Below are 22,418 nucleotides of genomic sequence, written 5' to 3'. Positions count from 1 at the left end.
CTACACCCGCGCGGGAGCGGTGAGGGTGATGAATTCCGGCTCGGGTTGCGATTGCGACGGTGCGCCGCAGCAGCCGCCGCCGCTAGCGGCGTCTGCGGTGGTGTCGGGGTCGTCGAAGACTCCGGCGCCGCCGCAGACTCCGGTGTCGGGCAGGGTGAGTTCGACGCGGGTGGCGGCTTCGTGGTCGCCCGCGAGGGCGGCGGCGATGGAGCGGACCTGTTCGTAGCCGGTCATGGCGAGGAAGGTCGGTGCGCGGCCGTAGCTTTTCATCCCGGCCAGGAACACGTCGGGTTCGGGGTGGGACAGTTCGGTGACGCCGTGGGGGTAGACGGTGCCGCAGGAGTGCACGTTCGGGTCGATCAACGGGGCGAGCTGGGTGGGGGCTTGCAGGACGGGGTCGAGGCCGAGGCGGATTTCCGACAGCCAGGACAGGTCGGGCCGGAATCCGGTCAGCACCACGACCCGGTCGACGTCTTCGAGGCGTTGCCCGCCATCGGAGATGAGGGTGTGCCGGTCGCTGGTGTCGGATTCGATGGCGGCGGTGCGGAATCCGGTCACCACCCGCAGATGTCCGGCCTCGACGGCGGCCTTGGCGCGTTGTCCGAGTGCGCCGCGGGCGGGCAGTTGGTCGGAGTCGCCGCCGCCGAAGGTGTTGGTGGTGTCGCCTCGGCGCAGGACCCAGCTGATCAGGGTGTCCGGCTCCTTCTCGGCGAGTCCGGCCAAGGCGATGATGGCGGTGAGTGCGGAGTGCCCGCTGCCCGCGATGACGATGTGGCGTCCGGCGTAGCGGGCGCGCACCTGCGGATCGTCGAGGTCGGGGACCCGGTACTCGATCACCTCGGCGGCGGCGGATTCACCGAGCGCGGGAAGTCCTTCGCCGCCGAGGGGGTTGGGAGTGCCCCAGGTGCCGGAGGCGTCGATCACCGCGCGGGCGAGGACGCGGTCTTCGGTGCCGTCGGCGCGGCGCAGGTGCACCGAGAGGGGTTCGGTGTCGCGGCCGGAGTCCACGACGCGGCCGCGGCCGCGGCGGGCGACGCCGACGACCTCGGTGCCGAGGCGGACGGTATCGCCGAGCGCATCCGCCAGGGGGATCAGGTAGTCGCGGGTCCAGTCCTGCCCGGTCGGGTAGGCGTCGGGGTTGGGGGTGCTCCAGCCGGTGGTGTCGAGGAGGCGGCGTGCGGCGGGGTCGATGAGTTCGCCCCAGCGGGAGAACACACGGACGTGGTTCCACTGCGCCACCGCCGCACCGGCGGTGGCGCCGCGTTCGAACACGAGGACGGGGACGTCGCGTTCGCGCAGTTGGGCGGCGGCGGCCAGGCCGATCGGTCCGGCTCCTACGACAACGACGGGCAGCTCGTTCATAACCCAGGTTCCTTTCATCGACAGTCATCGATCAATCACTCGAACTGTATCGACGTTCATCGATGAATGCAACCATCGATGAACGCCGATATAATCGTGTGATGACCGATCTCGAGATGCCCGTCCTGCGCACCGAGCGCGTCGATGTGCTCTCGACCGCCGACGCGACGACCTACGCGGCGTGGTTCGCGTGCCTGGCCGATCCGACCAGGGTGCGGCTGTTGCACCAGGTCGCGACCCGTCCGGCCGGGATCACCGTCGGCGAGCTCGCCGAAGCCCTCGGCATCGGCCAGCCCACGGTCTCCCACCACGTCCGCAAACTCGCCGATGTCGGGTTCGTCAGCCTCCACAAGGACCGCACCTCGACCGTGGTCATGGTCAACCCCGCCTGCTGCACGGGCCTGCCGCACGCCGCCGACGCGGTCATGGGCGTGCTGACCCAACGCCCGTGCTGCCCCAGCGACCTGCCCGAGGACGTCGCGATCCGCGCCATGACGGATGCGGACTGGCAGGCGGTGCTGCGGATCTACGGAGAGGGCATCGCGACCGGCGATGCCACCTTCGCCACCGAGGTCCCCGACCGCGACGCTCTCGAGGCCCAGTGGCTGCCCGAGCACCGGTGGGTCGCCGAGATCGAGGGCACCGTGGTCGGATGGGCCGCACTGAGCCCGGTCTCGGGGCGCGACTGCTACCAGGGCGTGGCGGAGAACTCGGTCTATGTCGCCGAGGACATGCGCGGACGCGGTGTGGGAAAGGCGTTGCTGCACAAGCAGGTCATCGCCGCCGACGACGCCGGGCTGTGGACGTTGCAGACCTCGATCTTCCCGGAGAACCGCGCCAGCATCGCCCTGCACCACTCCGCCGGATACCGCACCATCGGCCTGCGCGAACGCATCGCCCAGCATCATGGCGTGTGGCGTGACACCGTCCTGCTCGAACGCCGCAGCCCCGTGAACTGACCCGTCCGATTCGCCTGTCGGCGCGGGTAATACGTCACCTTCTGCCGGGGGGGCCATCGTGCCCGCGGCCGCCATTCACCGCGCATGCCTTCGGCGATCCCCGAGAAGTTTGGCGACGGTGTCGATGTCGGTCGCGTCGGGTAGCGAATCGGCGTGTTCGAGAATGACGCGCTGGATCTGGAAGTCGGTGACCACAGCCGGACCGGCCGCGAGAACCTCGACGGCGGCGGCGATCTCGGCCGCCGACAGGCCGGGCCGCGAACACAGTGCGAGCAGCGGAACATATCCGGTGCGCGGCGCGTCGCCGGGATAGCCCGCGCGCAGCCAGCGCAGCAGGGTCCGCGCGCACCTGTCCGCGCTTTCCAGCCACCGCGTGCTGCCGACACGGTCGCCGCCGGTCGCGTCGGCGGATCTCACCGTGCCCGCCGACGGGGATGGCGGCGGGCCCGGCACGACGGCGCCCGAACAACGGGCGCGGGAGGCGGGGCCGCCTCGACCGGATATCGCGACATCGCGGGGGTGGTCTGTCCCGCTGATTTCGGTAGTGACATGTTCGGCGCCACCCTCCTCGACCGGCCCTTGACTCAGCGATTATTGACTCAATGATGGTTGTACTAATATGAGTCGTCGTCAAGCGGGCGGCCGTGCAGGAATCGGCGCCGACGTCTACCGCGAGCGTGTTCACTCGTTGTTTGCTTGCGGTCGAGTTAGATGGTGGTGAATATCGACGTATGTCTAAGTCGCTGTCCGCGGTCGCGCCGGTCCAGGAATGCGCGGCCTCCCCGCTGGTGCGGGAACCGCTCTCGGGTGAGGCCGCCGCAGGGTTGGCGGGGGTGTTCAAGGCGTTGTCGGACCCGGTGCGGTTGCGGGTGTTGAGCGCGGTCGCGGCGCGGGCGAACCACGAGGCGTGCGTGTGTGACCTGTCGGAGGGCATCGACGTGACCCAGCCGACGATCTCTCACCACCTGAAGGTGTTGCGCGAGACCGGGTTGCTCAGCAGCGAGCGGCGTGCGTCCTGGGTCTACTACCGCATCGAGCCTGCGGTGTTGCGGCAGGTGTCGGGGTTCCTGACCGTGGTGACTCCGCAGGACGCGCGGTGAGCGCGCTGGCGCGGCGGCTGGTCGCGGAGTTTGTGGGCAGTGCGTTGCTGGTCGCGGTGGTGGTCGGTTCGGGGATCGCCGCTCAGCAGTTGTCTCCCGGCGATATCGGGTTGCAGTTGCTGGAGAACTCGACTGCGACGGTGTTCGGGCTGGCGGTGTTGATCCTGGTGTTCGGGCCGGTGTCGGGCGCGCACTTCAACCCAGTTGTCTCGCTCGCGGATTGGTGGCTCGGTCGGCGTAGCGGGACCGGACTGAGCGCGATGGAGCTGGGGGCCTATATCGGTGCGCAGGTCGCGGGGTGTTCGGCGGGTGCGGTGCTGGCGAATGTGATGTTCGAGGTCGGCGCGTTCCAGGTCTCGGTCCACGACCGGGTCAGCGACGGCCACATCGTCGGCGAGGTCGTGGCGACGGCAGGTCTGCTGGCGGTGATCTTCGCCCTCGCGCGGACGGGACGCGCGGGGATGTCGGCGGCCGCGGTGGGGGCCTATATCGGTGCGGCGTATTGGTTCACCAGCTCGACCTCGTTCGCCAATCCGGCGGTGACGGTGGGGCGGATGTTCTCCGACACCTTCGCCGGGATCGCGCCGGGCTCGGTTCCGGCGTTCGTCGGCGCGCAGCTGCTCGGCGCGGTGCTCGGGTTGGGGTTGAGCGTGTGGCTCTACCCCGGCAGTGCCGCCGCCTCGGCGGACAATGTCGTGGTGCCGCACGAGGCTCCCACCGTCGACGCCGACAATCTGTCTGCTCGTTGAAAGGACTTTCGTCTCATGGCATCCAAGCCCAGTGTGTTGTTCGTCTGTGTCCACAACGCCGGTCGTTCGCAGATGGCCGCCGGTTTCCTGACCCACCTGGCCGGGGACGAGATCGAGGTCCGCTCGGCGGGCAGCGCCCCGGCCGACTCCCTGAACCCCGCCGCCGTCGCGGCGATGGACGAACTCGGCATCGACATCACCGCCCAGTTCCCGAAGGTCCTCACCTACGACGCGGTGGAGACCTCCGACGTGGTGATCACGATGGGCTGCGGTGACACCTGCCCGGTCCTGCCGGGAGTGAGCTACCGCGACTGGGAACTCGACGACCCGGCAGGGCGAGGTGTGGAGGCGGTGCGCCCGATCCGCGACGAGATCCGGACACGGGTCGAGGCGCTGATCACCGAACTCCTGCCCACGCGGACCTGAAGCACCTCACGCCCTGCGTACCGGCCGTTCGTGGACACCGGTCCGACCGGTGCGATCTGTTGTGGTGTTCGGCGGATTCGGGGTTGCATCCGGTACCGGGGTACAGGCTTACCGTGAATCCATGACCGATGACGACCTGCGCGAACAGATGATGAACCTGTCCGCGTGTACCCTGCCCACCACCGAACGCCCGACCCGGCTGGCCGAGTTCGACCAGTTCTTCACCGACGCCGTGACCGCGACCGCCCGTCCGAACCCGACCCGGCTCGAGTTGCACCTCACCGGCGAGGGCGACGCCGAGCGGGTCGGACGGGATCTGGCTGCCCGCGAGTCGGCGTGCTGTTCGTTCTTCACCTTCACCTTCGCCCCGGCACCCGCGGGAACCCTCATGCGGATCGAGGTTCCCGCTCTCCATGTCGAGGTGCTCGATACTCTCGCCGCGCGCGCCGACGCCGCTGTTGGGCGGGCGGGTCGATGACTACCGGGTTACGTAGCGGGCAATTGGCGGCAGCGGCGGGAGTGAACGCGCAGACGTTGCGCTACTACGAACGGCGCGGGCTGCTGGCCGAGCCGGATCGCTCCCTGGGCGGGCACCGGCTCTATCCGAAGCAGGCGGTGACGGTGCTGCGGGTGATCAAGGCCGCCCAGGGGCTCGGGTTCACCCTCGATGAGGTCGCGGAGTTGTTGGAGGCCACCCGCTACGGCCATCCCCGTGCCGATGCCGGGTTGGCGGCCCGCGCTGCTGTCAAACTCGCCGAGGTCGACGCCAAACTCGCCGAGCTCACCGCCGTCCGCGACACCCTGCGCGCGGCGTTGGCCGCCGGTTGTGACGACCTGCTCGAGTGCAGCGAAAGCCCCTGCTGCCCGGTCCCGTTCGACCGCGACGGTCGCGACCTCCCGATCATCGCCACCGAGACGAGTGGTCGCTGTCGCTGCTGACCCCGCCGGCACCGGCCGCCGCTGGTGGGCGCCGATCGGGCTCGGCGCGGCGGTGTGCGTGGCGTGCTGTCTGGCTCCGATTCTCATCGCTGCTGGGGTAATCGGCGGTGGAGCGCTGCTGGTCGGCCTGTCGTGGCTGGAACCCCTCGGCTTCATCCTCTTGGGGGTCGGCGTGGCCGGGCTGATCTGGTCACGTACTCGCCGCCGAGGCGACACCTGCGGCGCGGGCAGCGACGCCGAGGTGGGGTGCGAGAGCGCGGGATGTGGCTGCGCCACCGCGACGACCTCGGCGGGATCGGCACCGTAGGCTGCCCGACCATGACCGTTGCCCGTTCTGTCCTGTTGTTCGTCTTGGCTGCGGTCGCCGAGATCGGCGGCGCGTGGCTGGTGTGGCAAGGCGTGCGCGAGCATCGCGGCTGGGCGTGGATCGGGGCCGGGGTGATCGCGCTCGGGCTCTACGGATTCGTGGCCACGCTGCAACTGGACGCGCATTTCGGGCGCATCCTGGCTGCCTACGGTGGGGTGTTCGTGGCCGGATCGCTGTTGTGGGGAATGGCCTTCGACGGTTTCCGGCCCGACCGCCACGACCTCACCGGCGCGCTGCTGTGCCTGGCCGGGGTGGCGGTCATCATGTACGCACCCCGCCGGTGACCCCGCCCCCGGCGCGGATCTGATGCCGATCTTCGCGCCGAGAGCGGATGGTCAGATGGTCAGGGACTGACGGTCGGCGGTGAGCCGGTGTTCGCGGACCCAGGCTTGTGCAGCGATTTGTGTGGCGTCCCAGGGTGATCCCAGGGGCGGGGTGTAGGACAGGTCGAGTTCGCTCACGGCCTCGACGGTCATGTCGTGGAACAGGGCGGTGGCGTAGGTGTCGACGCGTTTGGCGATCTCGGCGCCGCGGCGGCCGACGAGTTGTGCGCCGAGCAGTCGTCCGGTGCGGGTGTCGCCGGTGATGCGGATGGTGATCGGGGTGGCGCCGGGGTAGTACGCCTTGTGGTCATCGGGTGTGGAGGTCGTGGAGGCGGGATGCCAGCCACGGTCGGCGGTGTGGGCTTCGTGCTCGCGCAGGCCGGTGCGGGCGGCGACGAGGTCGAAGACCTTGACCACCTGGGTGCCGAGGCTTCCGGCGAAGCGGGCGTTGCCGCCGACGGCGTTCTCTCCGGCGACGCGGCCCTGCTTGTGCGCGGTGGTGCCCAGGGGCAGCCAGGTCGGGCCGAGCAGGCGGTGGTGGGTGAGCACGCAGTCCCCGGCGGCGAACACACCCGCGAGGTTGGTGCGCATCCCCTCGTCCACCACGATCGCCCCGCGCGCGGTGCGCTCGACCCCGGCCGCGGCCGCCAGCTCGGTGTCCGGCCGGACGCCGACGACCACGAGCACGAGATCGGTGGTGCGGGTGAAGGGTTCACCCTCGTGGACGGTGGTGACCACGAGTTCGCCGGTATCGCTGCGTGACTCGATCGCGGTGACGGTGGTGTCGGTGATGACCTCGACACCGTGGGATTGGAGTTCGGTGCGGACGAGTGCGCCGAGTTCGGGGTCCACGGTGGGCAGTACCTCGGGCAGGGCTTCGATCTGGGTCACCGCGATACCGCAGGTGGTGAGTCCTTCGGCCATCTCGAGGCCGATGTAGCCCGCGCCGATGATGATCGCCCGCTTCGGATCTCGGTTGTCGAGGCTGGCGGTCAGGGCGTGGGTGTCGCCCATCGAGTGCAGCAGGTGCACCCCGTCGCCGGGACCCAGGACATCGAGTCCGGTGATGGACGGGCGGTCCGAGACCGCGCCGGTGCCGACGATCAGCGCGTCGTAGTCCAGGCTGCGGGTCTGCCCGGTCGGGTCGAGGACGGTCAGTGTCTGGTTGGCGGGGTCGATGTGGGTGGCGCGGGTGTCGGTGAGCACGGTCATGCCGGTGGCGGCCAGATCGGCGGCGCTGCGGTGGGCGAGGTCGCGCCAGTGGGTGACCTCGCCGGAGATGTAGTAGGGGATGCCGCAGATCGAGAAGTTCGGGTAGTTGTCGGCCACCACGACCGTGACGTTCGTGGCGGGGTCGAGTTCGCGGGCGCGCAACGCCGCGCTGATACCGGCATCGCTGCCACCTATCGCGATGACATGGCGATCGGACACGGGCGGATACTCCTCAGCTGGTGAGAGACGCGGACAGGAGAAAGGTCAGCCGACCGTGGTGATTTCGAGTTCGGCCAGCAGGCGCCGGACTCGTTCCTCGATCTCGTCGCGGATGGGGCGTACCGCCTCGACGTCGTGGCCCGCAGGGTCTTCCAGGACCCATTCCTCGTAGCGGCGCCCCGGATAGACCGGGCAGGCGTCCCCGCAGCCCATCGTGATGATCACATCCGCAGCCTGGACGATCTCCTCGGTCCAGGGCTTCGGGAATTCGCCGGTGATGTCGATACCGGCCTCGGCCATCGCCTCGACGGCGGCGGGGTTGATGGAGTCACCGGGCTCGGAGCCCCCTGACCAGGCCACCGCCTGCTCACCGGCGAGGTGGGTGAAGAACCCGAGTGCCATCTGGGAGCGTCCGGCGTTATGGGTGCACACGAACAACACCGTGGGCTTGCTGTCGACGATCTTGCCCTCCACCCGCGCCAGGGCGCGCAGGCGTTGGCGGGCGAAGCGCTCGGCCAGCAGCGGTAGGTAGTTGACCACGGTCGCGCGCCCGGCGAACTGGTCGTAGGAGGAATGCAAGAACCGTTCGATCGTCTCCACCCCGAAGGTGTCGGTGAACTCGGTCTGCAACCGGGTGGCAGCGGTCTTGAGCGCCAACTGCTGATCGATGGTCAGATCCTCTCGCGCGTAGGTGGTGCGGGCCAGAGGCGTTTCGGGCATGGCAGGACTCCAAACATGCAGCAGTGAAAGTGTTTTCGGATGAGGTCGGGTCAGGCGGGGTCGGTGGTGACGGTGACCGCGATGCGGTCGATGCGTTGACGGAGTTGATCCAGGGCGAGGTCGAAGGCGTCCTCGGTTCCGGCGGGGACCGGGTCGGGGATCGACCAGTGCAGACGTGCGAGGTCGGCGGGCAGCTCCTCGTGGGCGTTGTCGCAGACCGCGATCACCAGATCCCCCGGCCGCACCAGCCCCTCGACAGACTGCGGGGATCGGGGACGCAGGGGGATGCGGTGACGGCGCGCGGCGGCGACCGCGCCCGGATGCACCCGTTCGGCGGGATGGGTGCCCGCCGAGGTGGCCGGGACCTGGCTGCGTTGGGCCCAGGCGGCGACCGCCAGTTGTGAGCGCGCGGTGTTGCGCGAACACACGAATACCACCCGTTGGGCGGGGATCACGCTGCGCGGCAGCAGATTCGCGCCGAAGTCGGTGACCAGGCGCAGGTAGCTGCGGCGACGGTCCCCCTCGGAGCGGTCGCGGCGCACCAGCCCGGCGCGTTCGAGGACCTGGACGTGGTGGGCCAGCAGGTTGGTCGACAGGCCCAGCCGGGCGCACAGCTCCGAGGACGCCATGTCGCCGGTGGCCAGTATGTCCACGATCTGTATCCGCGTGATGTCGGCGAGCGCGGCGTGCACCTCGGCCCGCCGCGCCACCGACCATAGTTCCTCAGTAGTCATTGACTCAATGATCGCTGATCCAATATCGTGGGTCAAGCGCACGGGGGAAGGCTCGGAAAAAGACATCCGGTCCGTCGTCGAGCCGACCGGCCCGCACCGCCCGAACGCACACGCCTCCACGGAACGAGCATGGCGAAATCCGCAGAGGCGCAACCGGAATCGATCACCGACAACCGGCCGGATCGGCCGTCCCCTCGCGCTGTCGTTGCGACCGCAGCGCCCTGCCACGCCCGCAAATCTTCGACCTACATTCTGTCCCCCCGAGCTCGGCCGCCTGTGGCCGGCCGGTGCGGGACCGATCAGGAAGGCTCTCCTCGTCATGACTGTCCGCCAGGCCCGCCGCCTGCGTGTTCCCGCGCTCGCCCTGCTCACCGCGCTGACCCTGACCGCCTGCGGAGGCGGCGATCCGCAGCCGGAGGTGATGTTGTCGGGGCCGGTGGTGATCGATGGATCGAGCACGGTCGAACCGCTGTCGGTGGCCGCGGGCAAACTCTTCACCGCCGAACACCCGCAGGTACAGGTCGAGGTCACCGCCTCCGGTACCGGTGGCGGGTTCAAGAAGTTCTGCGCCGGACAGATCGACATCTCCGATGCCTCACGGCCGATGAGCGGTGCCGAATCCACCGCGTGCGGGCAGCACGGGGTGATCTTCAGCGCGTTGCAGGTCGCCAACGACGCGCTCACCGTCGTGGTCAACAAGGACAACACCTGGGCCACCTGCCTGACCGTCGCGCAGCTGAAGAAGATGTGGGAGCCCGGCTCGACGGTCAGGAACTGGAACGAGATCGACCCAGCCTTCCCGAACGAGCCGCTGAGCCTGTTCGGCGCGGGCATCGACTCGGGCACCTTCGACTACTTCACCCAGGCCATCACCGGCACAGACGGCGCCAGCCGCACCGACTACCAGGCCACCGAGGACGACAACGTCACCGTCGCGGGCGTCGCCGCGGCCAAGGGCGCGCTCGGCTACTTCGGCTACTCCTACTTCGAGGACAACACCGACAAGCTGCGCGCGGTCGCGATCGACAACGGCAAAGGCTGCATCGCACCGTCGGTGCCCACCGCTCAGGACGGCAGCTACAAGCCCCTCGCCCGGCCGCTGTTCATCTACCTCACCGACACCGCGCTGAAGAAGCCGCAGGTGGAGAAGTTCGCCGAGTTCTACATCAACAGCAACGCCAAGATCGTCGACACTGCGGGGTTCATCCCGATGACCAGCCCGCAACTGTCCCAGGCCCGCGCCGAACTGGCCGACATCGTCGAAACCGCCGGACAGTAACCCGCACCCCCGCCCCGCCCCGCCCCGCTCGGTGACGGCGCGGAGTGGGGCGCAGTGTCCCCTGTTCGCATCGTCTCGGGGGTATCGCCTATCGCCGATACCCACAGGGCAACAACGACTTCAACCGAAAGGGCCACGAGAGCAGTGAGCACGAAACCGGCAGTGTTGTTCGTGTGCGTGAAGAACGGCGGCAAGTCACAGATGGCCGCCGGGCTGATGCGCAAGGCCGCGGGCGACCGGGTCGACATCTACTCCGCGGGCACTCGCCCCGGCACCGCACTCAACGAGATGTCGGTGCAATCGCTGCACGAAGTCGAGGTCGACTTGAGCCAGGAATCCCCCAAGCCGATCGATCCGCGCCTGCTGCGCGCGGTCGATGTAGTCGTCACCCTCGGCCGCGAAGCCCACATCGACCCGGTCGAAGGCGTTCGGATCGTCAACTGGGACACCGACGAACCCTTCGAACGCGGCATCGAGGGCATCGAGCGCATGCGCCTGGTCCGCGACGACGTCGCCGCCCGCATCCACGACCTCCTCACCGAACTCAGCACACTCCACTGATCGCCCAAGGACGACTGGGCACGAGCTCGGCCGCAAGACTTATCCAATCAGGTTCTCGGTCCGAGTGCACGTTGAGATCGCCGCTATGGCTGAGCGAATCGGTGTTGCCCGGACCTATAGGCGCCTTCAGCCCGTAGCACGCTTCGAACCTGACCGAGCCTGAGCTGCGACTCGTTGCTAAGACCTACCCCGCACGAGCGGATCTCAGTTTCTATAGGCGGCCACCGGGGAGGACGACGGCGAGCACCCTGCCAGGGCTCAGTTGCCGGAATCCGGGTTGGCGGGTGGTGGGTGCGGCTGGCCAGATACGGCACGAACGTCCTGTGAGTTGATGATTCGTTTGTCAACGGAGACCGATGGCAGGTCGCGGGGGTGAAGACTCCGTTCGTCACGGCGTGTTCGACGGTTGTGAACCACCCGCGCCGGGATTTTCATGACGCCGGGGCGCGCGGCGCGGAGGGCGATGCGCCGCGATCACCGACGCAGTACCGCCCTTGGAGGCAATGACGTCGGCGGACGGCAACGTGAGCCGTTGAGCGAGCGCCCGACCTGCCTCCGACGGCTTGACGACGAGCTGCGCCTGCTGCGTGACCGCGACGGCTGATCTGGCCGTGTTCGGGCGGCGGCCGAGGGGGCGGCCCGAGACGGTGACGATGAATCCGTGGTATTCCCTTTTCCGGGAGTGTTTTTCGGCGACAGATGAGGTCGAGGCGGCCGCGGTCGCAGCCACGTTTGCGGTTGGGTCATCGGGATCGGCTGCCGGTGCGAGCGGACTGGTCAGCGGATACATCAGCGAGCAGCTGCGGCTGGCGCTGCCTGAACGAGGACTGCGCTAGAGCCTGTCCTCAAAGTGATTGTGGCTGGTGTGGTTTGATGCTCGGTCGTGGTGCGTAGGCATGAGTTGACCGAGGATCAGTGGCGGGTGGTGGAGCCGTTGTTGCCGGTCTCGGGTGCGAAGGGTCGTCCTCGGGTGGATGACCGGCGGGTGATCAACGGCATGTTGTACAAGGCGAGGACGGGGGTGGCCTGGCGGGATCTGCCGCAGCGGTATGGACCGTGGAAGACGGTCTACAACCGGTTCTGGCGGTGGTCGCGTAACGGCACCCTGGCGGTGCTGGTGGCGAGGGTGCGGGTGGTCGCCGACGCGGTGGCCGAGCTCGATCGTGAGGTGTCGGTGGATTCCACGATCGTGCGGGTTCATCAGCACGGTGCGGGCGCGCGGGTCGTGCTCGCCGGTGGGGAGAGGGTTTTACGACGCCGTTGACGAACCGGTCGATCATGGGATCGGCCGGTCGCGTGGTGGCCTGTCCACGAAGATCCATCTGGCTTGCGACGGTCTGGGTCGTCCGGTCTCGGTGGTGTTGACCGGCGGCAATGTCAACGATTGCACGGTGTTCGTTCGGGTCTTGGCCGGGATCAGGATGCCGCGTCCGGGATGTGGTCGGCCATGGACGCGGCCCCGCAGGGTGTTGGCCGACAAGGGCTATTCGACGCGCGCGATTCGGGAGTACCTGCGCCGCCGCGGTATCGCCGCGACGATTCCCGAGCGTATCGACCAGCAAGCGCATCGACGCCGCCGCGGAACTGCCGGTGGACGACCACCGAGGTTCGACAGAAACATCTACCGCCGCCGTAATGTCGTCGAACGCTGCTTCAACCGGCTCAAACAGTATCGAGCCATCGCTACCCGCTACGACAAGACCGCCGTCTCCTACCGAGGGATGCTCGACCTCGCGACCCTCCTCATCTGGCTTTGAGGACACGCCCTAGCTTGAGTTTTAAGCTCGGGGCTGGCCAGACGGGCCCCGGTCGATCTTGAACGAAGCCCTTGGTTGATGATTCATCTTGCGACAGAGAGAATCTCGACCAAGGGCTTCAGTTGAACAGTGTGCACGACTCCGGCGCCGCCGGTGCTCGCAGGGACCTGTCGGCGTTCCGGCAGGAGATGTATCGGTGCGTGACCGCACGAGCCGACGCGGTGTTCGAACTGATCGACGCGGTATTGTGCGCGGACGGCCCGGTGCGTTCGCTGCCGGAATTGTCCCTGCTCGCCGAGCATCGTCGTGGTCACGGCAGCGTGTATGCGGCACTGGATCGCGGCCGCATCGACGTGGAGCGGCTGCGGCGGGCGCTGACCGCGGTCCCGCTGCCCAGGGCCGCGGACGGCAGGCTGGTGCTGGCGGTCGACATCACCTGCTGGCTGCGGCCCGAAGCGCATACCTGCCCGCAGCGGATCCTGTGTCACACCTACGGCCGAGCCAAGAACACTCACCAGATGATCCCGGGCTGGCCGTTCTCGGTGGTGGTCGCGCTCGAGACCGGCCGCAGTTCCTGGACCGCACCGCTGGACGCGGTCCGGCTCGCGCCCGGTGACGACGCGGCCGAGGTCACCGCAGCCCAGTTGCGTTCGGTGATCGGCAATCTGATCACCGCTGGTCAGTGGCGGTCTGGTGATCCCGATATCTGGGTCGTAGCCGACGCCGGCTACGACGGGCCCCGGCTGGCGTTCCTGCTGTCGGATCTGCCGGTGCGAGTGCTGGCGCGGATGCGATCGGACCGTGTCTTGCGCCGTCCAGCACCGTCATGGCTGCCCGGCACCACGGGCCGCCCACCCCGCCACGGCGGCGAGTTCGTGTTCGGCGACCCTGGGACCTGGGGCGAACCTGCGACCGAAACACTTACCGAGACCAGGCTTTACGGACCTGCGCACGCCCGGTCGTGGGACCGGTTGCATCCGCGGCTGACCCACCGCTCGTCCTGGGTCGCCACCGCCGGAAAACTCCCCGTCATCGAAGGCGCTGTGATCCGGCTCGACGTCGCGCGGCTCCCCAGCGGCGCGATACCGAAACCGGTCTGGTTGTGGCATTCGGGCACCGATCTGGACACCAGGACCGTCGATCTGCTCTGGCAGGCGTTTTTGCGCCGGTTCGACATCGAGCACACCTTCCGAATGCTCAAGCAAACCCTCGGCTGGACCGCACCGAAACCCCGCGATCCCGCTGGAGCGGACCGGTGGACCTGGATGCTGTTTGCCGCTTACACCCAGCTTCGCCTGGCGCGCGGACTCGCCCGGGATCAGCGGCGACCATGGGAGAAACCTGTTGCCGCGCAACGACTCACACCCGCACGCGTCCGTCGGGTGTTTCGGCACCTACGCCCGAACATCGCTTGTCCGGCCAGCGCGCCGAAACCCTCACGACCGGGTCCAGGCCGACCAGCGGGCCGCAGCAACCAGCGGCCCGCACCCCGCTATGACGTCCACATGAAGACCGCCAGCAACACTCGCGCACCAACACCGGCAGGGCCGCGACCACGCCGCACAGGTTAAAACTCAAGCTAGGCCCTGGGAGTCACCGTTGTCGCCACCACCGCGCTCTACATTCTGCCATCCCGGTGAGCCCACCCCGTGCGGCAGTGATCACCGCGACGACGCGCGGGTCGGCGCTGCTAGATTTGGAGGTGTGCTGTTCGGCTGTACGAGGGCGTTGGCGCGTCCACTGCTGATGGTCGCCTTGGTGGTGGCCGTGCTGGGCATGCATCACCTGATGTTTTCGGTAGCCGAGAGTCCTGCGCACGGGATGGGCTCCCATCATGCCTGGTCTGCCGACGCCACGGCGACCTCGGATCCGACTCTCATCGAAGCCGGAACGCGCGGGGCTTGCTGTGCTGCGCCGACGGTCGTGCTCGGTGAAGACCGGGCGGGCGGTGCAGGTCATACTCCCGTGGGTGAGCACGGCGGTCACGATCTGTTGCACCTGTGTCTGGCGATCATGGCCGCACTAGCGGGTGTGGCGCTGGTGTTGGTCGCGGTGATCTGGCCGTCTTCTGTGGGGATCAGGCGGGAGCGGTGGCCCTCAGGTGCGGGGGCCGCCGCGCGTCCGCCGCCGGGGCCGACGTTGCGGCGCCTGGCTGTTCTGTGCGTGCTGCGGCAGTGATCGACGTCCGCCGGACCGGTGAGTTCCCTCCCCCGGTCGCGGCGCTGACCCGTCACGTCCCTTCACTGCTCGAGAACTTCAGGAGTATCGATGTCCAAGAAGACCCTTGCCTCGGCCGTGCTGGCGATCCTCGCCTCGGCCGCTGTGCTGTCCGGATGTAGCGACGACGATTCCGCTGGTGGCCACAACGGGCACACCGACACCGCGGCCACCGCCACCGCGCCCGCGTCGACCGGCAGCGGCACGGTCACCGGTGCGCACAACGACGCCGATGTCGCCTTCGCTCGGGAGATGATTCCGCATCACCGCCAGGCGGTGGAGATGGCGGCGATGGCGCCGTCGCGTTCGACCAACCCGGAGGTGTTGGAGTTGGCCGCGCAGATCCAGGCTGCCCAGGACCCCGAGATCGCGACCATGACCGGCTGGTTGCAGTCCTGGGGAGCATCGGCGACCCCCACCACCGGTGGGGGAATGGATCACGGCGGTATGCCGATGACACCCGGTTCCATGCCGATGACCTCCGGTGCGATGCCGGGAATGATGAGCGATGAGCAGATGGCGCAGATGCGTGGCGCTACCGGCGCCGAGTTCGACCGTATGTGGCTGACGGCGATGATCGCTCACCATCAAGGGGCGATCGAGATGGCGCGCACCGAATTGGGGGCGGGAGCCGATCCGGAGGCGAAGGCGCTGGCCCAGCGGATCATCGACGCTCAGCAGAGCGAGATCACCCGAATGCAGGGCCTGCTGGCGGGCTGAGCTCGCGGTCGATCCGGTGGCCCTGCCTCGATGACGTCGGGGCGGGGCCGCGTTCGTTCGCCCGAAGGGGTCAGGGGCGGGTGTGGTCGGGGCGCAGCGCGGAGCGGATGGTGGCGGTGACCACACCGGGGACCTGGTCGGCGGTCAGCCGTCCGGCGCGCAGTTCGGTGGCCGCGCCGTGCAGGACGTAGTGCACGAGGTTGACCAGCCATTCCACGGGGAGATCGGTGCGCACGACGCCCTGAGCTCGGCCTCGGTCGAGCAGAGCGGTGAGCCGCTGCGCGGGGACGGCGTGCAGGTCCCTGACCCGGTCGGGTCCCAGGGTCGCTTGCACGGCGGTGAGCAGCGCCGCCGATTCGGCGACCAGTGCCCAGCTCGAGGTCAGCAGGGTGGTCAGGGCGTGGTCGGCGTCGCCGTCGAGATCCAGTACGGCGAGGGCCTTCTCGCCCTCGGCGAGGGCATCGGTGAGGGCGGCGTCGACGAGGTCGGCGCGCGTGCGGAAATGCCCGTAGAGGGTCTGGCGGCCGACCCCGGCGGCGCGGGCGATGTCCTCGACGCCGGCCTCGGGATCGGCGCTCAGTTGCGCGCGGGCGGCGGCCACGATCGCGGCGATGCTGCGCTGGGCGTCGGCGCGGCGGCGTGGACGGGCGTCGGCGGTGGTCACACCACATCCTATCTCGTACAGGTATGTACGGGTTGCGCCTTCCGGTGATATAACTCGTACAGTCATGTACGAGTTATCCGGTTGGAGGTAGTGATGACGGACCGCGAAGTCGAGCCCGTGCGGTCGGAGGGTGCGGCCGGGCCGGAGCCGGGAGGTGGGCACCCGCTGCGGTGGCGAATCCTGGCGTTGCTGGGATTGGGGCAGTTGATGCTGATCCTCGACGTGACCGTGGTGGCGTTGGCGTTACCGCACATAGGGCAGGATCTGGGGCTGGGTCGTGAGGCGCTCACCTGGACGGTGTCGGCGTACACGCTGACCTTCGGCGGATTGATGCTGCTGGGCGGGCGGGTCACCGATCTGTTCGGGTCCAAACCGGTGGTGCTGGCCGGTCTGTCGGTGTTCACCGTGGCCTCGTTGTCGGCGGGGTTGGGGGATTCGGCGCTGACGCTGTTGGGTGGGCGGATCGGTCAGGGTGTGGGGGCGGCGCTGTTGTCACCGGCGGCGCTGTCGCTGGTGGTGACCCTGTTCGAGGGCGTCGAGCGCAACAGGGCGCTGGGGGTGTGGTCGGCGCTGGGTGGCGGCGGCGCGGCGATCGGGGTCCTGGCGGGCGGTTTGCTGACCGCCGGGCCGGGCTGGCCGTGGGTGTTCTACGTCAACGTCCCCATCGGTGTGGTGGTCGCGGTGGCGCTGGCGGTGCTGTTGCCCGCCTCCGCACGCCCGCACCCTCGTCCTCGGCTGGATGTTCTCGGGGCGGTGCTGGTCACCGCTTCCTCGGCGACCCTGATCTACGCGCTGGTCGGGGCCGGTGATCGTGGCTGGGTCGATGCGCTCACCGCTGTGCTGGTGGGTGTGGCCGCGCTCGGATACCTGGGGTTCGTGGCATGGCAGCGCCACAACGCATCGCCGTTGATGGATATCCGGCTGCTGGTGCGCCGCCCCGTGGCCACGGGCACGTTCCTTATCCTGATGGCGACGGTGCTGATGATCACGGTGTTCTTCCTGGGCACCTTCTATTTCCAGAACCACCACGGCTACAACGCCGCCCACACCGGGCTGCTGTTCCTACCGGTGGCACTGGCCACGATGGCCGGTGCCGACCTCACCGGCCGCGCGCTGGCCTCGATCGAGGCCAGCCGACTTGCGGTCGCGGGTCTGCTGGTGGCCGCGGTGGGTTTGACGATCCCGGCGATCTGGCTGGGATCGGTACCGGTCGTGGTCGGAGTGGCCGTGGCCGGAGCCGGGACGGGCGCGTTGTTCGTGGTCGCCTCGGCCACCGCCCTCGGACAGGTTGCTCCACACGAGGCCGGGATCGCCTCGGGCATCGTGAGCACCTTCCACGAATTCGGTGCCTCCCTCGGCGCGGCGGTCACCTCCAGCGTCGCCGCCGCCAGCCTCGTCGGCACCACCACCACCGGATACACCCGCGGTTTCGTCGTGGCGGCCGTTGTCGCGGCTCTGGCTGCGATACCGATCATGGTGCTGGCGGTTCGCGGTGCGGCCGATGCGGTTTGAGCGCACCGCGACTGCGCGGGGCCCGATGTTCGCACGCCGTCCCTCCGCCTCCGCGCTACGGCGATGATCGGCTGTGCGCGCTGTCGCTCCAGGAGCGCGCCACCGGTGTGGGTCAGAGGTGTGGACGCACCCGGCCAGGCAGCGGTGGGTCAATGCCGGTAGGACAGCACGCTCATCATCCCGGCTTCGCCGTGATAGGCGTTGTGGCAGTGCAGCATCCACTGCCCCGGATTGGCTGCGTCGAAGTCGACGTCGACGGTGGCGGAGGGGCCTACGATCACGGTGTCCTTGCGTGCCCCGTTGCCGGTGCCGTCGGCCAGGGCGAAGGTGTGTCCGTGCAGATGCATCGGATGGAACATGGTGGTGGCGTTGGCGAAGCGCAACCGAACCCGTTGGCCTTGGGTCACTTCGAACACGGTGTGGGTGTTCTGGTGGACCGCGCCGTCGAGGGGCGCGTGGTCGTTGATGGTCCACACGTACCGGCTGACGTCGGCTCCCAGTCGCACGTCGAGTACTCGCTCGGGCGCACGCGCGGGCAGGCGCGCGCGGTCCTCGGCGCGTAGGCGGGTCGCGGTCAGCGGCGCGGTGGCCAGCTCCCGCACGCGCACCTGCGGGTCCGGTGCCTGGCCGGGGCCGGTGCGGATCAGTGCCAGCGCTCGACCGGTTTTGCCTTCCGCGGCGGCGATCAGGGGGAACACGCCCTCGTCGAGATCGATGATGACGTCGTAGCGTTCGCCCATGCCGATCAGCAACGAGTCGGTCGTGACCGCGAAGACGGGGTAGCCGTCGGACTGGACGACGCGCATCCGGTGTCGGCCGAGCGCGAAGCGGAAGGCGGTGTCGGCGGCGGCGTTGATGATCCGCAACCGTATCCGCTGACCGGGGCGGGCGGTGAAGGTGACCGGATCGGCGGGGACGCGACCGTTGATCAGATACAGGGGGTGCTCGACGTCGCCGCCGTGCTCGCCCAGCGGCGTGGTCTGTGCGGCACCGTGACCGCCGTGGCCACCGTGCCCGCCTGCCGTGTCGGGGTGGGCGTCCATGTCGTGCATTCCGGCCGCGCGTAGCCGCGCCAGTTCGGTGTCGGGGTCGCGTCCGTCGATCCCGTCGAGCCAGTCGTCCAGGACGACCACGGCTTCGAGGTCGTAGTCGTCGCCGTCGTCGGGGTCCTCCACGATCAGCGGGGCGTAGAGTCCGCGATCGAGTTGCACGCCGGTGTGCGGGTGCAGCCAGTAGGTTCCCCCGTCGGGGACGGTGAACTCGTAGTCGTAGCCGGACCCGGCCGGGATCGGCGCCTGGGTCAGGCCGGGGACACCGTCCATGTCCGCGCGCAGCGCCAACCCGTGCCAGTGCACCGTGGTGGGCTGGGCGAGCGCGTTGTCCAGGCGCACCGCGGCGACCTCACCGCGCGCGAGCCGGATCTCGGCGCCGGGCAGGCGACCACCGTAGGTCCAGGTCGGCACCTGCACCCCGCCCAGGTCCACCACCGACGCCTCGGCGCGCAACCCGAACCGCCGCACCACGGCCGTCGCGGCGCGGCGTCGCGCCTCGGCCACCCGCACGGCCTCGGAATCCACCGCCACCGCGGTCGTGGGGTCCGGACCGCCCGAGCAGCCCGCCACGGCCGCGGCCGCCGCAGCGAGGCCCATTCTCAGCACGCCGCGCCGCGACCAGCCGTCATTGTGTCCCGTCACGCGCGCAAGCCTAACTACCCCCACCCCGTATCCATACACCCGATTCGATCCGGCGCCGGATTGAGCGGGCACGCGACCCGGACCTTTACATATACCCCCATGGGGTATATTGTCCGGGTATGTCCAGCGATCAGAACTCCGCAGGCGGCCACGACCACCACACCCAGCCCGGCACCGGTACGCAGACCGCCCCGGACATCCACGCCGCGCACGGTGAACACGCTGGGCACGCGAGCCACGACACGCGCGAGAGACAACACGGACACCGGGACCACGGTGGCGGCCATGCCGGTCACGACGTGGGGATGTTCCGGCGGCTGTTCTGGGTGATGCTGGTGCTGGCGGTGCCGGTGGTGGGGACCTCGATGATGTTCGCCGACCTGCTCGGCTACAGCGTCCCCGACACCCTGTCCTGGGTTTCGCCTCTCGGCGGCACGATCATGTTCTTCTGGGGTGGGCGCCCGTTCCTGACCGGAGCGCTGCGCGAGATCCGTGCCCGGCGACCGGGCATGATGCTGCTGATCGCGCTCGCGATCACGGTCGCCTTCGTCGCCTCGTGGGGCGCCACCCTCGACCTCCTGGCCCACGACCTGGACTTCTGGTGGGAACTGGCGTTGCTGATCGTGATCATGCTGCTCGGGCACTGGATCGAGATGCGTTCGCTCGGCCAGGCTTCCAGCGCCCTGGAATCGCTGGCCGCTCTGCTGCCCGATGAAGCCGAACTCCTCGGCGAGGGCGGGGCGGTCACGACCGTGGCCGTGAGCGAGTTACAGGCCGGGGATCTGGTCGTGGCGCGGCCGGGCGGGCGCGTTCCGGCCGACGGCACCGTGGAGTCCGGCACCGCCGACCTCGACGAGTCCATGATCACCGGAGAGTCCAAACCGGTGCGGCGCGCACCCGGTGACAGGGTCGTGGCCGGAACCATCACCACCGATTCCGCTCTGCGGGTGCGGGTCACCGCGGTCGGCGAGGACACCGCCCTGGCCGGAATCCGGCGGTTGGTCGCCGAAGCCCAGAACTCCAGCTCACGCGCCCAGGTGCTGGCCGACCGCGCCGCCGCGTTGCTGTTCTGGTTCGCCACGGCCTGCGCCGCGATCACCGCGACGGTGTGGCTGCTGCTCGGCGAACCCGAATCCGCGATCAGCCGCACCATCACCGTGCTCGTCATCGCCTGCCCCCACGCCCTCGGGCTGGCCATCCCCCTGGTGATCGCCATCGCCACCGAACGCGCCGCCCGAGCCGGGGTACTGATCACCGACCGCCGCGCCCTGGAAGCCATGCGCACCGTCGACGCGGTCCTGTTCGACAAGACCGGCACCCTCACCCGCGGCGAACCCGCACTCACCGACGCCGCCGCGGTCGCGCACAGCACCGCAGGCGAGGTCGTCGCGCTCGCCGCGGCTGTGGAGGCCGACAGCGAACACCCCCTCGGACGCGCCATCGTGGCCGCCGCCACCGACCGTCACCTGACGGTGCCGACCGCGTCGGATTTCCTCGCGCGTAACGGCATCGGTGTCACCGCCGTCGTCGGCGGCGCCACCGTCTCTGTCGGCGGCCCCGGCATGCTCGCCGAACACCAGCTCACCGCCCTGCCCGAGACCCACCACTGGGCCGAACAGGGCTCCACCGTCCTGCACGTCGTGCGCGACGGTCAGATCCTGGGCGCGCTTGCCCTGGCCGACGAGATCCGCCTCGAATCCGCCCGAGCCGTCCAGGCCCTGCACGAGCGAGGGATACACGTCGCGATGATCACCGGCGACGCCGAACCCGTCGCCCGCACCGTCGCCGCGAGCCTGAACATCGACGAAGTCTTCGCCGGTGTCCTGCCCCAGGACAAGGGCAGCAAGGTCCACGCCCTGCAACAGGCCGGGCGCACCGTTGCGATGGTGGGTGACGGCGTCAACGACGCCCCCGCGCTGGCCCGCGCCGATGTCGGTATCGCGATCGGCGCGGGCACCGACGTCGCGATCGCCTCCGCCGGTGTCGTGCTCGCCAGCGACGACCCCCGCTCGGTCCTGTCGATCATCGCCCTGTCGAAAGCCACCTACCGCAAGATGATCCAGAACCTGACCTGGGCAGCCGGATACAACATCATCGCCGTCCCCCTGGCCGCCGGAATCCTCGCCCACTGGAACATCACCCTCCCGATGGAAATAGGCGCACTCCTGATGTCGGCCTCCACCGTCGTCGTCGCCCTCAACGCCCAACTCCTACGACGACTCGACCTGCACCCCGACACGATCGCACCCGCCCTGAATGTCGTCTCGCGCTGAGATTCCTCCGGTCGACCGGGCGTGTCGGCGCAGCCACCACGGTGTCCGGTCGCCGCGCTCCGCTCGGCGTGTTCGTCGAACTCGGGGTCGTCTCGGTGCCGAGCATCGTGATGACCGGCTGTGTCGGGCCGTGCGGAGACTCATGGCTCCGACGACGCTCGCCCGTGCGCGTCCGGACTGTTGCATGCGTGTGGCGGTCGATGGGTCTGCACGAGATCACGGTGTCCGGTCCGGTGGGGCCGAGGGCCTGTCCTTGCCGAGGACAGTACTGGTCGATCCGGTCGGGTCGCGCAGGGTGCGTACGCGGTCGCGGTATTCCTGGTGGTCGATTTCGCCTCGGGCGAACCGTTCGGCGAGCAGTTGCTCGGATGTCGGACGCCCGGCGGAGTAGTCGTCCACCGGGCGGGCTCGCCCCGCATACCGGAACAACGCGACGCCGCCGACGACGAGCAACGCCCAGAACACGATCATATTGACCGACATGAGCGCATATCCCCAACCACTCATGTCGGTATCACTCCAGTACATCATCGAGCAGTCCTACCTTTCCACGTCCGGCCCGTCCGGTATCGGCGTCGCCATCTCTGCCGAGTGCGGTCACGGTGATCGTTCGCCAGGGCACGGCGGCATC

General features: G+C 69.0%; 24 protein-coding genes and 1 pseudogene. 16 read left to right on the top strand and 9 right to left on the bottom strand.

Annotated features, from left to right (window positions below; genetic code table 11):
- Positions 1-1,362: an FAD-dependent oxidoreductase gene (locus APZ21_RS30905; RefSeq protein ID WP_040714303.1), complete on the bottom strand. Its 1,362-nt coding sequence runs from the start codon at positions 1,360-1,362 to the stop codon at positions 1-3.
- A gap of 101 nt (positions 1,363-1,463) precedes the next feature.
- On the opposite strand from APZ21_RS30905, the gene APZ21_RS30900 reads away from it, so the two are divergent.
- A complete protein-coding gene (locus APZ21_RS30900; protein WP_040714301.1) occupies positions 1,464-2,321 on the top strand; it encodes a helix-turn-helix domain-containing GNAT family N-acetyltransferase in 858 nt (285 codons plus the stop codon).
- A 75-nt stretch (positions 2,322-2,396) separates the two neighbouring features.
- On the opposite strand, the gene APZ21_RS30895 is transcribed toward APZ21_RS30900, so the two are convergent.
- Positions 2,397-2,738: a DUF3349 domain-containing protein gene (locus tag APZ21_RS30895; protein ID WP_051030361.1), complete on the bottom strand. Its 342-nt coding sequence runs from the start codon at positions 2,736-2,738 to the stop codon at positions 2,397-2,399.
- Between the two features lie 314 nt (positions 2,739-3,052).
- Between APZ21_RS30895 and APZ21_RS30890 the strand changes: the two genes are divergently transcribed.
- The 7 genes from APZ21_RS30890 to APZ21_RS30865 all read left to right on the top strand — a co-directional run bounded on the left by APZ21_RS30890 (position 3,053) and on the right by APZ21_RS30865 (position 6,186).
- On the top strand, positions 3,053-3,421 hold the full coding sequence (locus tag APZ21_RS30890) for an ArsR/SmtB family transcription factor (protein WP_040714300.1): 369 nt from the start codon (positions 3,053-3,055) through the stop codon (positions 3,419-3,421).
- Entirely contained in the window at positions 3,418-4,170 is a 753-nt protein-coding gene (locus tag APZ21_RS30885) for an aquaporin (RefSeq protein WP_040714298.1), read from the top strand. Before APZ21_RS30890 ends, APZ21_RS30885 begins: the two co-directional genes overlap by 4 nt.
- Before the next feature lie 15 nt (positions 4,171-4,185).
- Positions 4,186-4,596 carry an arsenate reductase ArsC gene (locus APZ21_RS30880; RefSeq protein ID WP_054816784.1) on the top strand — a complete coding sequence of 137 codons (411 nt, stop codon included), beginning with the start codon at positions 4,186-4,188 and terminating at the stop codon, positions 4,594-4,596.
- Between the two features lie 121 nt (positions 4,597-4,717).
- On the top strand, positions 4,718-5,074 hold the full coding sequence (locus APZ21_RS30875; RefSeq protein ID WP_239476929.1) for a hypothetical protein: 357 nt from the start codon (positions 4,718-4,720) through the stop codon (positions 5,072-5,074).
- Positions 5,071-5,535, top strand: coding sequence for a MerR family transcriptional regulator (locus APZ21_RS30870; protein ID WP_040714295.1), 465 nt, complete (start codon positions 5,071-5,073; stop codon positions 5,533-5,535). The genes APZ21_RS30875 and APZ21_RS30870 overlap by 4 nt, the downstream gene beginning before the upstream one ends.
- Complete coding sequence (locus APZ21_RS34545; RefSeq protein WP_156371419.1) at positions 5,516-5,842, top strand: hypothetical protein; 327 nt, start codon at positions 5,516-5,518, stop codon at positions 5,840-5,842. The genes APZ21_RS30870 and APZ21_RS34545 overlap by 20 nt, the downstream gene beginning before the upstream one ends.
- A gap of 11 nt (positions 5,843-5,853) precedes the next feature.
- Positions 5,854-6,186 carry a YnfA family protein gene (locus APZ21_RS30865; RefSeq protein ID WP_040714366.1) on the top strand — a complete coding sequence of 111 codons (333 nt, stop codon included), beginning with the start codon at positions 5,854-5,856 and terminating at the stop codon, positions 6,184-6,186.
- A gap of 51 nt (positions 6,187-6,237) precedes the next feature.
- On the opposite strand, the gene APZ21_RS30860 is transcribed toward APZ21_RS30865, so the two are convergent.
- The 3 genes from APZ21_RS30860 to APZ21_RS30850 are packed head-to-tail and all read right to left on the bottom strand — an operon-like array spanning position 6,238 to position 9,110.
- Entirely contained in the window at positions 6,238-7,656 is a 1,419-nt protein-coding gene (locus APZ21_RS30860) for an FAD-dependent oxidoreductase (RefSeq protein ID WP_040714294.1), read from the bottom strand.
- A 45-nt stretch (positions 7,657-7,701) separates the two neighbouring features.
- Entirely contained in the window at positions 7,702-8,376 is a 675-nt protein-coding gene (locus tag APZ21_RS30855) for an arsenate reductase ArsC (RefSeq protein WP_040714293.1), read from the bottom strand.
- 50 nt (positions 8,377-8,426) lie between these two features.
- Positions 8,427-9,110 carry an arsenate reductase/protein-tyrosine-phosphatase family protein gene (locus APZ21_RS30850; protein ID WP_040714292.1) on the bottom strand — a complete coding sequence of 228 codons (684 nt, stop codon included), beginning with the start codon at positions 9,108-9,110 and terminating at the stop codon, positions 8,427-8,429.
- A gap of 319 nt (positions 9,111-9,429) precedes the next feature.
- Between APZ21_RS30850 and APZ21_RS30845 the strand changes: the two genes are divergently transcribed.
- The gene (locus tag APZ21_RS30845; RefSeq protein ID WP_040714290.1) at positions 9,430-10,389 is read left to right on the top strand and encodes a PstS family phosphate ABC transporter substrate-binding protein; all 960 of its coding nucleotides are present in this window, start codon (positions 9,430-9,432) and stop codon (positions 10,387-10,389) included.
- Between the two features lie 144 nt (positions 10,390-10,533).
- Positions 10,534-10,950, top strand: a complete 417-nt coding sequence (locus tag APZ21_RS30840; RefSeq protein WP_275426236.1) for an arsenate-mycothiol transferase ArsC — start codon at positions 10,534-10,536, stop codon at positions 10,948-10,950.
- 388 nt (positions 10,951-11,338) lie between these two features.
- On the opposite strand, the gene APZ21_RS34540 is transcribed toward APZ21_RS30840, so the two are convergent.
- Positions 11,339-11,740: a hypothetical protein gene (locus tag APZ21_RS34540; protein WP_156371418.1), complete on the bottom strand. Its 402-nt coding sequence runs from the start codon at positions 11,738-11,740 to the stop codon at positions 11,339-11,341.
- A 93-nt stretch (positions 11,741-11,833) separates the two neighbouring features.
- Here APZ21_RS34540 and APZ21_RS33465 point away from each other — a divergent pair.
- The 4 genes and pseudogenes from APZ21_RS33465 to APZ21_RS30815 all read left to right on the top strand — a co-directional run bounded on the left by APZ21_RS33465 (position 11,834) and on the right by APZ21_RS30815 (position 15,644).
- Positions 11,834-12,707, top strand: a pseudogene (locus APZ21_RS33465) (IS5 family transposase).
- A 131-nt stretch (positions 12,708-12,838) separates the two neighbouring features.
- On the top strand, positions 12,839-14,278 hold the full coding sequence (locus APZ21_RS30825) for an NF041680 family putative transposase (RefSeq protein WP_305781649.1): 1,440 nt from the start codon (positions 12,839-12,841) through the stop codon (positions 14,276-14,278).
- Between the two features lie 133 nt (positions 14,279-14,411).
- Positions 14,412-14,885, top strand: a complete 474-nt coding sequence (locus APZ21_RS30820; RefSeq protein WP_156371417.1) for a DUF6153 family protein — start codon at positions 14,412-14,414, stop codon at positions 14,883-14,885.
- Positions 14,886-14,975: 90 nt separating this feature from the next.
- Positions 14,976-15,644, top strand: coding sequence for a DUF305 domain-containing protein (locus tag APZ21_RS30815; protein WP_040714288.1), 669 nt, complete (start codon positions 14,976-14,978; stop codon positions 15,642-15,644).
- Positions 15,645-15,714: 70 nt separating this feature from the next.
- Here the strand turns inward: APZ21_RS30815 and APZ21_RS30810 are convergent, their stop codons facing one another.
- A complete protein-coding gene (locus APZ21_RS30810) occupies positions 15,715-16,308 on the bottom strand; it encodes a TetR/AcrR family transcriptional regulator (RefSeq protein ID WP_040714287.1) in 594 nt (197 codons plus the stop codon).
- A 93-nt stretch (positions 16,309-16,401) separates the two neighbouring features.
- Here APZ21_RS30810 and APZ21_RS30805 point away from each other — a divergent pair, with 93 nt between their 5' ends.
- Positions 16,402-17,820, top strand: coding sequence for an MFS transporter (locus APZ21_RS30805; RefSeq protein WP_040714285.1), 1,419 nt, complete (start codon positions 16,402-16,404; stop codon positions 17,818-17,820).
- A gap of 149 nt (positions 17,821-17,969) precedes the next feature.
- On the opposite strand, the gene APZ21_RS30800 is transcribed toward APZ21_RS30805, so the two are convergent.
- On the bottom strand, positions 17,970-19,469 hold the full coding sequence (locus tag APZ21_RS30800) for a multicopper oxidase family protein (RefSeq protein ID WP_051030358.1): 1,500 nt from the start codon (positions 19,467-19,469) through the stop codon (positions 17,970-17,972).
- 164 nt (positions 19,470-19,633) lie between these two features.
- Here APZ21_RS30800 and APZ21_RS30795 point away from each other — a divergent pair, with 164 nt between their 5' ends.
- Entirely contained in the window at positions 19,634-21,787 is a 2,154-nt protein-coding gene (locus tag APZ21_RS30795; RefSeq protein WP_082393588.1) for a copper-translocating P-type ATPase, read from the top strand.
- A gap of 216 nt (positions 21,788-22,003) precedes the next feature.
- Here the strand turns inward: APZ21_RS30795 and APZ21_RS30790 are convergent, their stop codons facing one another.
- Positions 22,004-22,318, bottom strand: a complete 315-nt coding sequence (locus APZ21_RS30790; RefSeq protein ID WP_051030357.1) for an SHOCT domain-containing protein — start codon at positions 22,316-22,318, stop codon at positions 22,004-22,006.
- Between the last annotated feature and the right edge of the window lie 100 nt (positions 22,319-22,418).

The sequence above is a fragment of the Nocardia arizonensis genome, from assembly GCF_001310275.1.
Lineage (GTDB): Bacteria > Actinomycetota > Actinomycetes > Mycobacteriales > Mycobacteriaceae > Nocardia > Nocardia arizonensis.
Note: the sequence above shows the minus strand (reverse complement) of the source record. Positions and strands in the feature narration are given on the sequence as shown.

Coding starts and splice junctions, on each gene's coding strand:
- APZ21_RS30905 (WP_040714303.1), bottom strand. CDS start 1,362: ATGAACGAGCTGCCCGTCGTTGTCGTAGGAGCCGGACCGATCGGCCTG.
- APZ21_RS30890 (WP_040714300.1), top strand. CDS start 3,053: ATGTCTAAGTCGCTGTCCGCGGTCGCGCCGGTCCAGGAATGCGCGGCC.
- APZ21_RS30795 (WP_082393588.1), top strand. CDS start 19,634: ATGTCCAGCGATCAGAACTCCGCAGGCGGCCACGACCACCACACCCAG.
- APZ21_RS30865 (WP_040714366.1), top strand. CDS start 5,854: ATGACCGTTGCCCGTTCTGTCCTGTTGTTCGTCTTGGCTGCGGTCGCC.
- APZ21_RS30845 (WP_040714290.1), top strand. CDS start 9,430: ATGACTGTCCGCCAGGCCCGCCGCCTGCGTGTTCCCGCGCTCGCCCTG.
- APZ21_RS30855 (WP_040714293.1), bottom strand. CDS start 8,376: ATGCCCGAAACGCCTCTGGCCCGCACCACCTACGCGCGAGAGGATCTG.
- APZ21_RS34540 (WP_156371418.1), bottom strand. CDS start 11,740: ATGTATCCGCTGACCAGTCCGCTCGCACCGGCAGCCGATCCCGATGAC.
- APZ21_RS30850 (WP_040714292.1), bottom strand. CDS start 9,110: ATGACTACTGAGGAACTATGGTCGGTGGCGCGGCGGGCCGAGGTGCAC.
- APZ21_RS30870 (WP_040714295.1), top strand. CDS start 5,071: ATGACTACCGGGTTACGTAGCGGGCAATTGGCGGCAGCGGCGGGAGTG.
- APZ21_RS30805 (WP_040714285.1), top strand. CDS start 16,402: ATGACGGACCGCGAAGTCGAGCCCGTGCGGTCGGAGGGTGCGGCCGGG.
- APZ21_RS30815 (WP_040714288.1), top strand. CDS start 14,976: ATGTCCAAGAAGACCCTTGCCTCGGCCGTGCTGGCGATCCTCGCCTCG.
- APZ21_RS30900 (WP_040714301.1), top strand. CDS start 1,464: ATGACCGATCTCGAGATGCCCGTCCTGCGCACCGAGCGCGTCGATGTG.
- APZ21_RS30800 (WP_051030358.1), bottom strand. CDS start 19,469: ATGGGCCTCGCTGCGGCGGCCGCGGCCGTGGCGGGCTGCTCGGGCGGT.
- APZ21_RS30875 (WP_239476929.1), top strand. CDS start 4,718: ATGACCGATGACGACCTGCGCGAACAGATGATGAACCTGTCCGCGTGT.
- APZ21_RS30790 (WP_051030357.1), bottom strand. CDS start 22,318: ATGATGTACTGGAGTGATACCGACATGAGTGGTTGGGGATATGCGCTC.
- APZ21_RS30880 (WP_054816784.1), top strand. CDS start 4,186: ATGGCATCCAAGCCCAGTGTGTTGTTCGTCTGTGTCCACAACGCCGGT.